A 13,047-nucleotide genomic window follows, 5' to 3' on the forward strand; every position below is an offset into this window, starting at 1 on the left:
CCAACTTGGCGCTGGCGCGCCAGGACGGAGTGTCACTCCGTTCTACTTCACTTCTACGCCACCTTTCAGCACAAGTCGTACCTGCCGCAGCGCGGCCACATCTTGGGTGGGGTCGCCTTGCACGGCTACGAGGTCGGCGAGGAGGCCAGGTTGCAGGCGGCCGCGGTCGGGGAGCTGGAAGATGCGGGCATTGCCGCTGGTGAAGCCGCGTAGTACTTCCAGTGGCGTGAAACCGTATTCGCGCACTAGCAGCTCGGCTTCGCGCGCGTTGTCGCCGTGGGCAAATACGCCGACGTCGCCGCCGTAGGCCAGTTGCACGCCGCTCTGGCGGGCCGCCTTCATGCTCAGTCGCTTCTGCTGGATCTTCTCGGGCTCGGGGTCCTGGCCTTTGCGCCAGCCTTTGTATTGCGCGGTGGCGTCGCCGGCCGCCACGGTAGGGCACAGGGCTACGCCGCGCTGTTTCATCAGCCTGAACACTTCCAGCGTGCCGCCGTCGCCGTGCTCAATAGTCTGGACGCCAGCTAGCGTGGCGCGGCGCATGCCTTCGGGCGTGCTGGCGTGGGCTACTACGGGGCGGCCGGCGCTGTTGGCGGTCTGCACAATCAGGTTCAGCTCCTCCTGCGAAAAAGTGGGGCGGCTGGGTTCGTCTTTGCCCCAGCGGTAGTCGGCGTACACTTTGATGATGTCGGCGCCCTTGCCGATTTGCTCGCGGGTGGCCCGCACCACGCCTTCGGGGCCGTCGGCTTCCTGCGCGCCCTGGGGCACGTCCACGTTGGCCGAGAGCTTGGGGCCGTAGGAGCCGGTGGCTACCAGCGCCCGGGTAGCTACCAGCACACGCGGCCCCGGAATCAGTCCCAACTCAATGGCCTGCTTGACTCCCACATCGGCGTAGCCGGTGCCTTCCGAGCCCAGGTCGCGGATGGTGGTGAAGCCGGCAGCCAGCGTGGCGCGGGCGTGGGCGGTGGCGCGGGCCACGCGCAACGCCTCCGATTCCAGCAGCACCTGGTCGTTCCAGGGCGCTTCGTTGTAGGGGTGGAGCAGCAGGTGGCTGTGTCCTTCGATCAGGCCGGGCAGCAGCGTGAGGCCCGGCAGTTCCAAGGTGCGTGCTCCCGCCGGTGCAGGTAGTTGCGCGGCCGGGCCAACGGCTCGTATCCGGTCGTTTTCTATCAGTATGGCCCAGCCAGGGTGCAGCGTTTCGCCGTCGAAGACAGCAGCGGGGCGCAACAGGAGCAGCACGGTAGCTGATGTGGCGGGCGTTTGCGGCTTTTGAGAAAGAGAAGCAGGTGAAACCGTCAGTAGCAGGCCGGCAAATAACAGTGGACGTAACACGGGCAGCAGAAGTAGGTGAGAGAGGCGAAAGCTACGGCTGGTTTCGCAGCTAATGGAAAACTTCCAGCAGAGCATTCCCTACTAAGAGCCAACGCTCATCTAAGCGGTAGCTGTCACCCTAGGCAGCAGCGGATGATATACCGGCTCCAACTCGAAGCGGCTGCTAGCCGCTCCGAAACCCAGGCTACCTGTCAGATGCTCCCTAATCCGGAACGTGGTCTGCCGGCTGGCGGCCGGCGCGCCTGTAAAAGACACTGCGTCTACCCATAAGTAGCCCACTAATAGCTGCAGTTTTGGTAGAAGCCAAGTGTCGGGAGTGAGATGGTAATTGTGAGCGAGTACACGCTATTGATGAGTTGCATTGGCAATTAAACAAGATACCAGGGCTTCTCTTCCGGCGGTGGCGCTGGCAACCCAACCAGCTGTTGCAGTGCGTAGACCAGGTTGTTGGCAATTCTTATATCTTCTACTTCCAGCAAAAAGCAGCGGGACTCATCTGTCAAGGTTAAAAACAGCTGACCATATAAATGGCTATGGTCACCAGCCCTTCTGCGTTGGCGTAACATCCCAATTTCCAGGACTTCAGAGTAAGCAAATGTCTCCTGTTCAACTACTTTTTCGCGGTAGTATGGGTGCAGGTGCTCGACCAGTACCTGCTGAAGCTCGTTGTCAAAGACCACCTCATTCTGCAGACGCAGCATCTTTGTATCATAACTAGGCCGGTATAATTTATAGAAGTGCCAGGCGAGCATAAGCACTCCGAACGCACCAAACATATATTCATGGCTATAAAGCGTGAACCAGCCGATAAAACAGAAAGCCGCCACACCAGCTAATAAAGTATGCTGCTGTTGCGCGGGGGCTGCAGTGGCCGCCCGCATTATCACTACCGACTCAGAGTAGCGGATTGAAATATCGCTGCTCTTGTAGCGCAGGTCGCGGACGATGGCTTGTAGCTGCGGAAATAGATTGGTGATAGTCATGTATAAAAGAAATACCCGGCCGAATGTACAGCCGGGTATTCAGATAGCGAACAATAAGAAGGCTAAGCGTCTGCCTTTTCCTTTTTCTTGACTTTCACTTTTTTCACCTTCTTGCCATCCGTCGGCGCGGCCGCGTCGGAGGCGCCTACCAGCGTCATTTCCTTCACGAGGTGGCCGGCTCCGGCGAATTTATCGACCACGAACAGCATGTAGCGCACGTCCAGCGTGATGTTGCGCACCCGGTCGGGGTCGAACATGATGTCGGACATGGTGCCTTCCCAGTTGCGGTCGAAGTTGGTGCCGATCAGCTCGCCGCGGCCGTTGATGACGGGCGAGCCGGAGTTGCCGCCCGTCGTGTGGTTGGTGGCAATGAAAGCTACTGGCACGGTGCCTTTGTAGGCGTAGGGGCCGTAATCCTTGTTTTTGTACAGCTCGGCGAGGCGAGCCGGCACCTCAAACTCAGGATTGGTGGGGTCGGCCTTCTCCATGATGCCATCGAGGGTGGTGTAGAAGTCGTACTTCGTGCCGTCGGCGGGGGCATAGGGCTGCACTTGGCCATAGGCCACGCGCAGGGTGGAGTTGGCGTCAGGGTAGAACTTACGAGTGGTTTGCTGCTGGCGCAAACCGGCCACGTAGGTGCGCTGGAGCAGCGCAATCTGGTCGGTGGCGGCGGTGTAAGTGGGCAGAATGGCCGTGCGGTAATTGCCGACGATGGCCGAGGCGAGCTGCGCAGCCGGGTCGTCGAGCAGGGCGCGGGCATTGCCTTTCGCCACTTCATTGAGCACGGCTTGGGCCCCGGCTTCCGAGGTCAGGCGCGACTTGCCGTAGAGCTGGGTTACGTAGGCGTTCCAGCCGCCTTTGGCAGCGTATTGCTGTTGCAAAGTCTTCACATAGGCAGGTAGCAAGGTGGGCGGCGTGCCGTTGGCGTACAGCGGCAGCAGGGCCGCGGCCACTTTCTGGTCGGTAGCGGGAGTGCTGTTTTTGAAGAAGTTGGTGGTGCCGCCGCGGGCTTTGTCTACGGCGGCGGCCAGCTCGGCGGCCGGGGCTTTGTCAGCCATTTCGGCTAGCGGGAGCAGGCTGTTGGCGTAGGCAATCAGCTCAATACCAAGGGCCGCTTCCGTTACGTAGTCGCGGGCCAGGGTGTAGTCGCGCACGGTGGCGTATTGCTTCTGCAACTGCGGCAGCAAGGGGGCATAGGCGGCGCGGCGGGCTTCGTCGCCGGAATTGGCCCACTGCTGGAACTGCACTTCCTGCTCCTGCTTCACGCGCACGGCGTCCAGCTTCTTGAGGCCGCGGTTTTCGCCGATCCACTTTTTCCAGTAGTTGGCAATGCCGGCGTACTTGGCGGCGTACTGAATGCGCACTTTGTCGGAGGCTTTCATGTCGGCGTCGAGCACGCGCAAACGGGCGTCGCGCACCTTGATTTTGGCCGGGTTCGAGACGGAATACACCTCATCGACGCCCCAGCTGGTGAGGTACTCGTTGGTGCGGCCGGGGAAGCCGAACACCAGCGTGAAGTCGCCGGGCTGCACGCCGGCCAGCGAGATGGGCAGGTGGTGGCGCGGCTTGAAGGGCACGTTCTGCGCCGAGTATGGCGCGGGCTTGTTGTCGGGGCCGGCGTAGATGCGGAAGATGCTGAAGTCGCCGGTGTGGCGGGGCCAGGCCCAGTTGTCGGTGTCGCCGCCAAACTTGCCGATGCTGCTCGGCGGGGCGCCCACCAGCCGGATGTCCTGGAACACCTCGGTCACGAACATGTAGTATTCGTTGCCATTGTAGAACGGCCGGATAAATGCCTGGTAGTGGGTGCCCTGCACGGCGGCCTGGCTGATGCGCTGGATGTTGGTTTGCACCAGCTTTTCGCGGTCGGCCTCGGCAATGTTGGCAGTCGGCACGCCAGCCAGCACCTGCCCGGTCACGTCTTCCATCCGGATGATGAAGGTGGCCGTGAGGCCGGGGTTGGTGAGTTCCTGGCTGCGGTCCATGGCCCAGTAGCCTTTGGTCAGGTAATCCTGCTCCACCGACGAATGCTGCTGAATCTGGCCGTAGCCGCAATGGTGGTTGGTGAGCAGCAATCCCTCGTTGCTGATGATTTCGCCAGTACAGCCGCCGCCAAACTGCACCACGGCGTCCTTGAGGCTGCCCTGGTTGATACTGTAAATCTGGTCGGCCGTGAGCTTGAGGCCCTTTTTCTGCATGTCGGCCTCGTTGAGTTGCTTGAGCAGCAGGGGCAGCCACATGCCTTCATCGGCGCGGGCCGGGGCCGCAAGCATAAGCAGCAGTAGAGCCAGTAGGGCCTGGCGGAGGGTTGGACGCATAGCTATGGGATAGAAATGGGTGGGGAAGGTGGAAGGCAAAAGTACGGCTCCGGCAGTTTGGATGCAGACGTTATTTTATGTAGCACTCCGTTGGGTGGGCCGCTATACTCCAACAAAAAAACGCCCGGCCAAAGGCCGGGCGCTGCAAGGGTAGTCGTCCACAAAGTCTGTGAAGTCCGCAGAAAATCCGTGTGAATCCGTGATTCTCAGGAGTGGCCCATTTCCGCCACGGCGGGGGCGTTTTCGGTGTTGGTGTTGGAGGCGGCGTAGGCTGGCTTGGAAGAAGCGGCCGGAATGTCGTTGGTTTCTTCGGCGGCGTGGGTTTTCTCCCACTCACGGAAACGAGAAATTTCGCCCTGGAACTTCTCGATAAACCAGCTGATCAGGGCCAGATCGTCGAGGAAACCGACTACAGGGACGAAATCGGGCACCAGATCCACGGGAGAAAGGGTGTAGAGCAGCACGCCCAGCGCCGATACCACGGTGCTAGTTTCCACCTGGCGGTAGTCGCCGCTCACGTAGTTGCGCACCAGGCGCACCAGCGTGCGGCCCACGTCGAATACCTGCTTGAACTTGTTGTCGCCGCTTTCTTTGCTGGCGAGCTTGTTGGCTACTTCGTTCAGCACCAGCACCACCTTAAAGGGGCGGCCCAGCAGCCGGCCGGCGCGGTTCATGAACACGCTGAAAACGGCGTTTTTAGAAATCGAAAGTCCTTTTTCGAGAAGAGAAGACATAGGTGAGAGAAATTAAATGTAGTGCCTGTACGAAGGCATGCAAGTGGGAGTTATAGCCCCACAGCTCTTAAACCGGAAAATAGCTAGGTTTGCCCCATGAACCCGTTCAGCACCCCACCCGCCGCCACCGAATACGCCCCCTTCTACCACACCTATGTCCGGCTGATAGCTGGCGAGCCGCTGGCGGCACTGCGCGCCCAGCCGCAGGAGCTGCGCCGCCTGCTTGCTAGCCTCACTGAAGAGCAGGCCCTGTTGCGCTATGCGCCTGGCAAGTGGAGCATCAAGGAGTCGCTGGTGCACATGGTGGATACGGAGCGCATCTTTGCGTATCGGGCGCTGCGCATCGTCCGCGGCGACAATACCCCGCTGCCCGGCTTCGAGCAGGACGACTACGTGCCGGCCTCCGGCGCCGATGCCCGCCCGCTGGCTGATATTCTGCACGAGTACGACACAGTGCGGGCCGCTTCGCTGAGCTTGCTGGAATCCGTGACGGCCGAAACGGTAAGCCGGCAGGGCACGGCCAGCGGCCAGCCGGTGAGCGTGCGGGCCTTGGCCTATATTTTAGCGGGGCACGAAGCCCATCATCTGCATATATTGCAGGAGCGCTACCTGCCGCAGCTGGCGGCGTAGCCAGCCCGCGGGCAACACGCCGGCCGGCGGCTGCGTTATTTCCTCAAGTCCTCACCCTTAATTTCTCATCCCATCATGGCCAAAGCCCAGGAACCCCGCAAGGAAAAGAAGAAAGAACCCACCAAGACGACCAAAGAGAAGAAGGCCGCCAAAGAAGAAAAGAAAGCGCTGAAGGCCCGTCAGCAGGACTAGTATTTCAGGAGGTTCGTCTGCCACAGACGAACCTCCTGCTGCGTAATCCCCTTTCTATTTCACCTGATGCCGCAACGTATTGCCCTCGTTACGCTGGTCGTGGCTGAATACGACGAGGCCATCGAATTCTATACTCAAAAGCTGGGATTCCAATTACTGGAAAACACGCGCCTGAACGACCAGAAACGCTGGGTGCGCGTGGCGCCGCCCGGCCCCGGCGGCGCCGAACTGCTGCTGGCGCAGGCCGCTACGCCGGAGCAGATGTACTGCATCGGCAGCCAGACCGGCGGCCGGGTGGCGCTGTTTCTTTACACCGACAACCTGCAGCGCGACTATCAGCAGCTCTTGGCCGCGCAGGTGCGCATTGTGCGCCCGCCAGTACAGCAACCCTATGGCTGGGTGCTGGTATTCAGTGATTTATATGGAAACCTCTGGGACTTGTTGGAGCCGGCTTAGAGCGTGTAATACACTTCCTTTTCTTTGTCGTGGTGCTTGATGTAGCCGTGGAGCGTGAGCTTGATGAGGGTGCGGTAAGCGCGGCGGCGTCCCAGGTTCAGCAGCTTCATGTACTGGTTGAGGGTCAGGCGCGGATTCTTCTGGAGGTAGTCGAGCACGGCCTGCTCCTCGTGGTTGAGGGGGAGCTTTTCCAGCCGCGGTAGTTCCAGCGAATCGTGGCGCTGCAGCACCTTCTCGGTAAGCTGGCTGGTTTGCACGCTTTCGTCGCGCACCCGCACGTAGCTGCGCCAGTCGCCTTCAGCTACCTGCGCCCGATGAGGTTTGTGCTGGCTTTCGGCTACCATTACGATAAGCACCGTCAGACCATCCTGTTCAACTTCCTGAATTCTTAGCGCCAGCGCTGGCTCTACGTAGTGCATAGCGGCCTGGCGGAGCAGGTATATTTCCTCTTCTGCATCGCGCACGCCCACAATGCGGCCATCGTCTTCTATGCCCACCAGCACCCGCCCGCCGTGGGTGTTGGCCAGCGACGCCAGCGTGCGCGAAATGCGCGACGGATGCGTGGTTTTCTTCTTGAATTCCAGTCGCTCGCCCTCGCCCTGCCGAATAAGTTGCTCTAAATCAGTCATGAAAAGTAGAAATGGTGCGTACGCTAACGGGTGCCGGTCAGGACGGCAGATGCTAATGGCTTAGGCACTTACGCCGGTTTCCTCTTCTGAAATGCGCCAGAGGCGTGAAGCATCCATACGGCTTTGCGAGCGGGCCGAGCAACGGCCCGGCCGGGTGTTTTTGAAGTAGGCGCCGCTTACACGGGCCACTTCTGGCGCAGTAGCCAGATAGAGGCTGGTGCGCGCACCCTGCTCTGGTGAAATCATGAATGGCTTGGCCGGATACCACAATGCCTTCATTCCCCAGGAGCTACCAGCGTGCACAAGGCCGGTATCCACCATGCCCGGGTGCAGGCAGTTGGCTGTCACGCCGGTTAGTTCCAGCCGGTGGGCCAGCTCATTGGTAAACAGAATGTTGGCCAGCTTCGAGTCGGCGTAGGCAGTGAGCCAGCTGTAGTTGTCGGGGGCATTGCGTGCTTCCTGTGAAAACTCAATCTCGCCCAGCCAGTGCGCCTCCGACGATACCGTAACGATACGCCCGGCTTCTGCCTGGGTCAGCAGCGGCAGCAGCAGATTGGTAAGAGCAAATACCGACAGGTGGTTGGTAGCCCAACTCAGTTCGTGGCCTTCGGTGGTGATGGTAAGTGGGCCGGGCATGATGCCTGCATTATTCACCAGAATGTCCAGCTGCTGATAGTCACGCTGAATATCGGCGGCCAGACTGCGTACGTTAGCCAGCAGCGAAAGGTCGGAAAGGCGCACGTCGAGGGCCGCATCGGGCACGGCAGCCAGGATGCTCGCGCGGGCCTGCTCGGCCTTATCGGCGTTGCGCCCAACCAGTAGCACGCGGGCGCCCTGCCGGGCCAGTTCACGGGCCGTCACCAGGCCAATGCCGGAGGTAGCTCCCGTAACCAACACCGTTTTGTGCTGAAGAGAAGAAGGAGAAGAAACAACCATGCGTAGCAGAGCAAGCAGTGGATAGCAGAAGAGAATAGAATGGGCGCTGACGGTAGTAACGGAAAAACACCCTCCGGAAGTTTTATCAGGTAATTCATTGCTCTGCCAGTAATCACCCGGCCGCAGCCGGCCCGCCAGTGTCATGCCTGTGCCAGACGGCAAAACAAAAATGCCGCTCCTATGCGGGGAGCGGCATTTGCAAAAGCACTGGGCGTTCTGAGTTAGAACGGCAGGTCGTTGTCGTCGTCCGAAGCAATTGGAGCCGAGGAAGCGCGCAGATTCGGGTTCTGGTTTTGGGCCGGTGCGGCAGCCCGGGGAGCAGACTGCTGGAAATTACCACCACCCTGCGGTGCCGAAGCACCACCGGCAGCCGACTCAATACGCCAGGCTTCCAGGTTGGTGAAGTACAGCATCTGGCCATTTTTGTTGAAGCCACGGCCACGCAGGTTGAAGGCAATCTTCACTTCGTCACCTACTTTGTACGGGTCGATAAGGGCAGTTTTATCCTGCACCAATTGGAACTTGATATGCTCAGGGTACTGGCCATCTACAACTTCCAGCACGAATTCGCGCTTGCGGAATTTCTCGCTCACCTGCTGTTCATCGAAGATTTCGTGCAGGCGGCCGGTAGCATCGTAAGCCATAAGGGGTATATTTTGGAGGGGTGAAAACAGTAGATCAAACGTACGAAAAAAAATGGGTTCCGGCTAGCTGTCTTAGCAAGCCCGGGGCGCAGCAGCCTACGTACCTTTGCCTTACGACCTCATATTTATTTTCGTCTGCCTGCCCATGAACATTCCTTTTGCCCTGGCCATCCACGGTGGAGCCGGTACTATTTCCCGCCAGCTCATGACGCCTGCAAAAGAACAGGCGTATCTGGCTGCTTTGCGCCAAAGCCTAGAGGCTGGTCACACCGTTTTGCGCCAGGGCGGCCCAGCCCTCGATGCTGTGGAGGCCGCCGTGCGCAGCCTTGAGGACTGCCCACTCTTTAATGCTGGCCGTGGAGCCGTCTTCACCCACGATGGGCATCATGAAATGGATGCGGCCATCATGGACGGGCGCAACCGCGCCGCGGGTGCTGTGGCCGGGGCGCGTGCCGTGCAAAACCCCATCCGTGCGGCCCGCCTTGTGATGGAGCAGACCGACCACGTGCTGCTGGCGTATCCCGGTGCCGACGAGCTGGCAAAGGAGCATGGCCTGCCGCTGCAGCCAGCGGAATACTTTTTCACGCAACACCGCTACGACCAGCTACAGGAGGCCCTGCAGGAAGGCCGCATGCGCCTCGATCATTCAGTACCTGTGCTCCCTGAGACCGACGCGCCTATTGTAGAGCCTGGTGCTTTTACAGAAGATCCGAAAAAGAAAATGGGAACTGTAGGCGCCGTGGCCCTCGACCAGCAGGGCAACCTAGCCGCGGCCACCAGCACCGGCGGCATGACCAACAAGCGCTATTCCCGCATCGGCGACTCACCCATCATCGGCAGCGGTACCTTCGCCGACAACAGTACCTGCGCCATCAGCTGCACCGGGCACGGTGAGTTTTTCCTGCGCGCCGTAGTGGCCCACGATATCAGCTGCCTGATGGAATACCGGGGCCTGAGTCTGGCGGAAGCCTGCCGGGTGGTGGTGCACGACAAGCTGGCGCCCGTGGGAGGCGAAGGTGGCCTAGTGGCGGTGGATGCCGCCGGCAATGTGGCACTGCCTTTCAACTCCGAGGGCATGTACCGCGGCAGCATCAGTGCTTCCGCCGGCCTCTATCTGGGGATATACAAAGACTAACCGCGTGGCCATTTTGCGTGCCTATATATATAAGGAGTAGCCTGGCCGAACTTATATACCGCGAAAAGGCCTCCTAAACGTACAGTTTAGGAGGCCTTTTCACTTATTCAGCAACAAGTTAGGTATTACTCGGAACTACTGCCGAGGCATTAGCATCCTGGTTGGCGGTAAGCTCCACCGATTCGGCTGCCTGCAGGCGTAGTTTCAGGTCGGGGTAGAATTCGCGTTGCTTTACATCGTAGAGGTTGCCCTTCACCAGCACGTGCAGCAGCATGCTCTCAATAGAAATGGCTTCGCCCTTCTTTGCAGCCGGGGCGTTGTTATGCTCCAGCTTATGACCGTCCATAATTACTACCAGATTTGAGCCAATGGCTTCCAGCTGGTTGCCTTCCGTGATAAGCACGCCTGTGTCTTCACCTAGGCCGATGCCAATTAGCTTGGGGTGTAAAGCCACCGCCTCAATAATTCGCCCAAACCGGCCACGCTTTACAAAGTGCGAGTCAATCACCACGCTGTCGATCAAGCCCAGGCCGATACCCATCTTCACGGCACCTTTCATCAGCGCATCCGGCACGCTGCCACCCTTGATCATGGTTTTGGACATGGCCATAGCGCCAGCCGATGTTCCGGCAATGATAAAGTTAGGCTGCTCATAGTAGCGCTGCCGCAGAATCTGCAGAAACTCCGAGCCGCCAAACATTTGGGTGAGGCGCGACTGATTGCCACCGCTCATCATCACTACATCGGCCTGGCGCAAACGCTCCAGGTATTCGGGTTGGCGGGCATCCTCAGGTGTCCGAATATCCATAATGTTCACGTTGTTGCAATTGAGCATCGTGAACGAGGATATATAGATGCGGGCCACTTCTTCCGGAATCATGGAAGCGGTGGTAATCACCTCAATGCGCGGGTCTTCCTTGCCTGATTCCAGCACTACCCGTTTAAGAATGCCTAGCTCAAAGAAGTTGAGGTAATATTTTTTCTTGGTACGCGGGTTTGGGTAAGTACCCTTATCCTCGTTGCCGCCAATGGCAATGAGCTTACCGAGTGGTTTGGAGGTCATCAAAACAGAAATCAACAAAAGGAAAAAAATGGAATATGGCACCCCGGCCCGCTGGTAGCAAGCTTCGGGCCAGTACAAAGGGTGATGCCCACCGGCCAAGGCTGACGGCCACCCGTTGTAGCCTACAGTAACAATACGTCGAAAGTGCTGGTTGCGACGGAATGATAATTGGGCCGCGCCTTGTCGTAGATCTGGCGGGCCCGTAATGCGCCAGCGGGCGTTGCCAGCAGGGCCTTGTAGAGCGGTACCAGAAATTTGCGCCGTCCTACCTGGGTGAGAAATTGATGCAGGGCTTCATCAGCAGGGGAGTAGCCTGCTGCAATGGTGCGCGGAAACCAGGCGGCCAGGATTTCGGCGTTGCCAGACTGAGTGAAGTGAAAAGCGGCATCAAGCTCGGCTACTTGGTCAGTGGACAGAGAGGCCGGCAGGCTGTGCAGAAAATACACCCATTCGTGGCTGCTCCAGTTTGTGGTAGGAAGGCGGGTGGCGGGGCAGCCTTTTTGCCAATCCGCTAGTGCACCGGCCACGGCTTCGAACCGGTGGGAGAATACGGGTGGGGCCACGGCCGGAATGCCGGGCTGGTGTACCCAGGCATCCAGTTGGAGCTTTTCCTCCAGGCCGGGGTGCTGGTTGAGTAGCTCATGCCGCAAGTAGGTCAAGAACGAAGGCGTGTCCATGCTTTGAAAGCTGTGCCGCGCGAAGTAGTCCTTAATAAAGGTGTCGAGGGCAGGCCGGCCTACTAGGTGTTCAAGGGTAAGCAGGAGGTAGTCGCCCTTCTCATAGGCAATTTCGTTGAGGCCTTCGTCGGGGTTGCGCCCGGCCAGGTTGAGGTGTAGGTGGGTGTCGGGGCTGGTGGCGCCGAGTTCTGCCACGGTGTGGAGCAAAGCGGAGTGACCCAGAACCTGCAGCATGTCGGCGTAAGGCCGGCCGTAGAGTTGCTCCATTATCCGCCGTTCGAAGTAGACGGTAAAGCCTTCGTTTAGCCAAAAGTCATTCCAGGTGGCATTTGTTACGAGGTTGCCGCTCCAAGAGTGCGCCAACTCATGAGCCACCAGGCTGGTCAGGCTACGGTCGCCGACCAGGATGGTAGGCGTTACAAATGTTAAACGCGGATTCTCCATGCCTCCAAACGGAAAGGAGGGGGGGAGCACCAGCAAATCGTACCGTTCCCAGCGGTAGAGCCCGTAAAGGTCCTCGGCAGTAGATACCATTTTTTCCAGGTCCTTGAACTCATTGGTTGCTACGGGCAGCGTCACGGGCTCGGCATAGATGCCCGTGCGGGCACTCAGCGGTGTGAACTGCAGGTCGCCAACGGCCAACGCCATGAGATAGGCCGGAATGGGCTGGTCCATGCGGAAGCGGTACTGGCCGGTGGCGTTGCGCTCCTGCGGATTAGTGGCACTCATTAAAGCCAGCATGTGCGCCGGCACATGCACCTGCGCCTCGTAGGTGAAGCGGATACCCGGCGAGTCTTGGCACGGTATCCAGGTGCGGGCCAGAATAGCCTGCGACTGAGTGAATAGAAACGGATACTGGCGGCCTGCTGTCTGCTCAGGGCTCAACCACTGCAGAGCAGCTGCGCCGGGGGCCGTCTGGTATCGGATGCTGACCGCTGTGGTGTCGGGCTGGATGCGAATACGCAGAGGCTGGCCCAGCACAGCATCCGGTGCGCCAAGCTCAAACGTAGTAGGCTCGCCGCCGTCCGGGGTGCCCAGCCATACGGCCTCAATCCGCAGGTCGCGGGAGTCGAGCAGCAGCTCGGTGGCGCCGGCGTTTTGCAGCTGCCAGGTAGCCGTGCCCCGCAGCAACCGGTCATCAAAGTCGACGGCCAGACTCAGGGTCAGGTGCCGGACGCTAACCTCCAGCGGCCGGGCGTAGCTGTGCGGATCAGTAGTGAGGTGAGAAGTTGAAACGGGTGCAGGCATAAAACGAAAAACGGAATGAGCTACTACCGGTCAGCAGCAAACAACAGCAGCAAATAGAAAGCAAAGATAGCCTAAA

Annotated in this window: 12 protein-coding genes; 3 read left to right on the plus strand and 9 right to left on the minus strand. The window is 59.4% G+C overall.

The genetic code is table 11. From position 1 onward, the window contains the following. Positions 1 to 42: 42 nt before the first annotated feature. The 4 genes from H8B14_RS11040 to H8B14_RS11055 form a co-directional block, all read right to left on the minus strand. Positions 43 to 1,329 carry a metal-dependent hydrolase family protein gene (locus H8B14_RS11040; protein ID WP_315984821.1) on the minus strand — a complete coding sequence of 429 codons (1,287 nt, stop codon included), beginning with the start codon at positions 1,327 to 1,329 and terminating at the stop codon, positions 43 to 45. Positions 1,330 to 1,697: 368 nt separating this feature from the next. Beyond that, a complete protein-coding gene (locus tag H8B14_RS11045) occupies positions 1,698 to 2,312 on the minus strand; it encodes a hypothetical protein (protein ID WP_187315691.1) in 615 nt (204 codons plus the stop codon). A 62-nt stretch (positions 2,313 to 2,374) separates the two neighbouring features. After that, the gene (locus H8B14_RS11050; protein ID WP_187315692.1) at positions 2,375 to 4,627 is read right to left on the minus strand and encodes a S46 family peptidase; all 2,253 of its coding nucleotides are present in this window, start codon (positions 4,625 to 4,627) and stop codon (positions 2,375 to 2,377) included. Between the two features lie 206 nt (positions 4,628 to 4,833). Next, positions 4,834 to 5,361 carry a YkvA family protein gene (locus H8B14_RS11055; RefSeq protein ID WP_187315693.1) on the minus strand — a complete coding sequence of 176 codons (528 nt, stop codon included), beginning with the start codon at positions 5,359 to 5,361 and terminating at the stop codon, positions 4,834 to 4,836. A 96-nt stretch (positions 5,362 to 5,457) separates the two neighbouring features. On the opposite strand from H8B14_RS11055, the gene H8B14_RS11060 reads away from it, so the two are divergent. Continuing rightward, positions 5,458 to 5,991 carry a DinB family protein gene (locus H8B14_RS11060; protein WP_187315694.1) on the plus strand — a complete coding sequence of 178 codons (534 nt, stop codon included), beginning with the start codon at positions 5,458 to 5,460 and terminating at the stop codon, positions 5,989 to 5,991. A 258-nt stretch (positions 5,992 to 6,249) separates the two neighbouring features. After that, positions 6,250 to 6,639: a VOC family protein gene (locus H8B14_RS11065; protein ID WP_187315695.1), complete on the plus strand. Its 390-nt coding sequence runs from the start codon at positions 6,250 to 6,252 to the stop codon at positions 6,637 to 6,639. Here the strand turns inward: H8B14_RS11065 and H8B14_RS11070 are convergent. The 3 genes from H8B14_RS11070 to H8B14_RS11080 form a co-directional block, all read right to left on the minus strand. Next, positions 6,636 to 7,268: an AlbA family DNA-binding domain-containing protein gene (locus H8B14_RS11070; RefSeq protein ID WP_187315696.1), complete on the minus strand. Its 633-nt coding sequence runs from the start codon at positions 7,266 to 7,268 to the stop codon at positions 6,636 to 6,638. The genes H8B14_RS11065 and H8B14_RS11070 overlap by 4 nt on opposite strands. A 60-nt stretch (positions 7,269 to 7,328) precedes the next feature. After that, a complete protein-coding gene (locus H8B14_RS11075) occupies positions 7,329 to 8,204 on the minus strand; it encodes an SDR family oxidoreductase (RefSeq protein ID WP_187315697.1) in 876 nt (291 codons plus the stop codon). Positions 8,205 to 8,425: 221 nt separating this feature from the next. Further along, positions 8,426 to 8,848, minus strand: coding sequence for a DUF3127 domain-containing protein (locus H8B14_RS11080; protein WP_187315698.1), 423 nt, complete (start codon positions 8,846 to 8,848; stop codon positions 8,426 to 8,428). Positions 8,849 to 8,993: 145 nt separating this feature from the next. Here H8B14_RS11080 and H8B14_RS11085 point away from each other — a divergent pair, with 145 nt between their 5' ends. Continuing rightward, positions 8,994 to 9,983 carry an isoaspartyl peptidase/L-asparaginase family protein gene (locus H8B14_RS11085; protein WP_187315699.1) on the plus strand — a complete coding sequence of 330 codons (990 nt, stop codon included), beginning with the start codon at positions 8,994 to 8,996 and terminating at the stop codon, positions 9,981 to 9,983. A gap of 118 nt (positions 9,984 to 10,101) precedes the next feature. Here H8B14_RS11085 and H8B14_RS11090 read toward each other — a convergent pair whose 3' ends face one another. Together H8B14_RS11090 and H8B14_RS11095 are read right to left on the minus strand one after the other, a co-directional pair. Beyond that, positions 10,102 to 11,046 carry a cyanophycinase gene (locus H8B14_RS11090; RefSeq protein ID WP_187315700.1) on the minus strand — a complete coding sequence of 315 codons (945 nt, stop codon included), beginning with the start codon at positions 11,044 to 11,046 and terminating at the stop codon, positions 10,102 to 10,104. Between the two features lie 122 nt (positions 11,047 to 11,168). Further along, a complete protein-coding gene (locus tag H8B14_RS11095) occupies positions 11,169 to 12,971 on the minus strand; it encodes a M1 family metallopeptidase (protein WP_187315701.1) in 1,803 nt (600 codons plus the stop codon). Positions 12,972 to 13,047 lie beyond the last annotated feature (76 nt).

The organism is Hymenobacter puniceus (assembly GCF_014333525.1).
GTDB lineage: Bacteria > Bacteroidota > Bacteroidia > Cytophagales > Hymenobacteraceae > Hymenobacter.

Excerpts from the sequence above, each read along its gene's own strand:
- H8B14_RS11045 (WP_187315691.1), bottom strand. The coding sequence starts at position 2,312 with ATGACTATCACCAATCTATTTCCGCAGCTACAAGCCATCGTCCGCGAC.
- H8B14_RS11085 (WP_187315699.1), top strand. The coding sequence starts at position 8,994 with ATGAACATTCCTTTTGCCCTGGCCATCCACGGTGGAGCCGGTACTATT.
- H8B14_RS11075 (WP_187315697.1), bottom strand. The coding sequence starts at position 8,204 with ATGGTTGTTTCTTCTCCTTCTTCTCTTCAGCACAAAACGGTGTTGGTT.
- H8B14_RS11095 (WP_187315701.1), bottom strand. The coding sequence starts at position 12,971 with ATGCCTGCACCCGTTTCAACTTCTCACCTCACTACTGATCCGCACAGC.
- H8B14_RS11070 (WP_187315696.1), bottom strand. The coding sequence starts at position 7,268 with ATGACTGATTTAGAGCAACTTATTCGGCAGGGCGAGGGCGAGCGACTG.
- H8B14_RS11065 (WP_187315695.1), top strand. The coding sequence starts at position 6,250 with ATGCCGCAACGTATTGCCCTCGTTACGCTGGTCGTGGCTGAATACGAC.
- H8B14_RS11090 (WP_187315700.1), bottom strand. The coding sequence starts at position 11,046 with ATGACCTCCAAACCACTCGGTAAGCTCATTGCCATTGGCGGCAACGAG.
- H8B14_RS11050 (WP_187315692.1), bottom strand. The coding sequence starts at position 4,627 with ATGCGTCCAACCCTCCGCCAGGCCCTACTGGCTCTACTGCTGCTTATG.
- H8B14_RS11080 (WP_187315698.1), bottom strand. The coding sequence starts at position 8,848 with ATGGCTTACGATGCTACCGGCCGCCTGCACGAAATCTTCGATGAACAG.
- H8B14_RS11060 (WP_187315694.1), top strand. The coding sequence starts at position 5,458 with ATGAACCCGTTCAGCACCCCACCCGCCGCCACCGAATACGCCCCCTTC.
- H8B14_RS11055 (WP_187315693.1), bottom strand. The coding sequence starts at position 5,361 with ATGTCTTCTCTTCTCGAAAAAGGACTTTCGATTTCTAAAAACGCCGTT.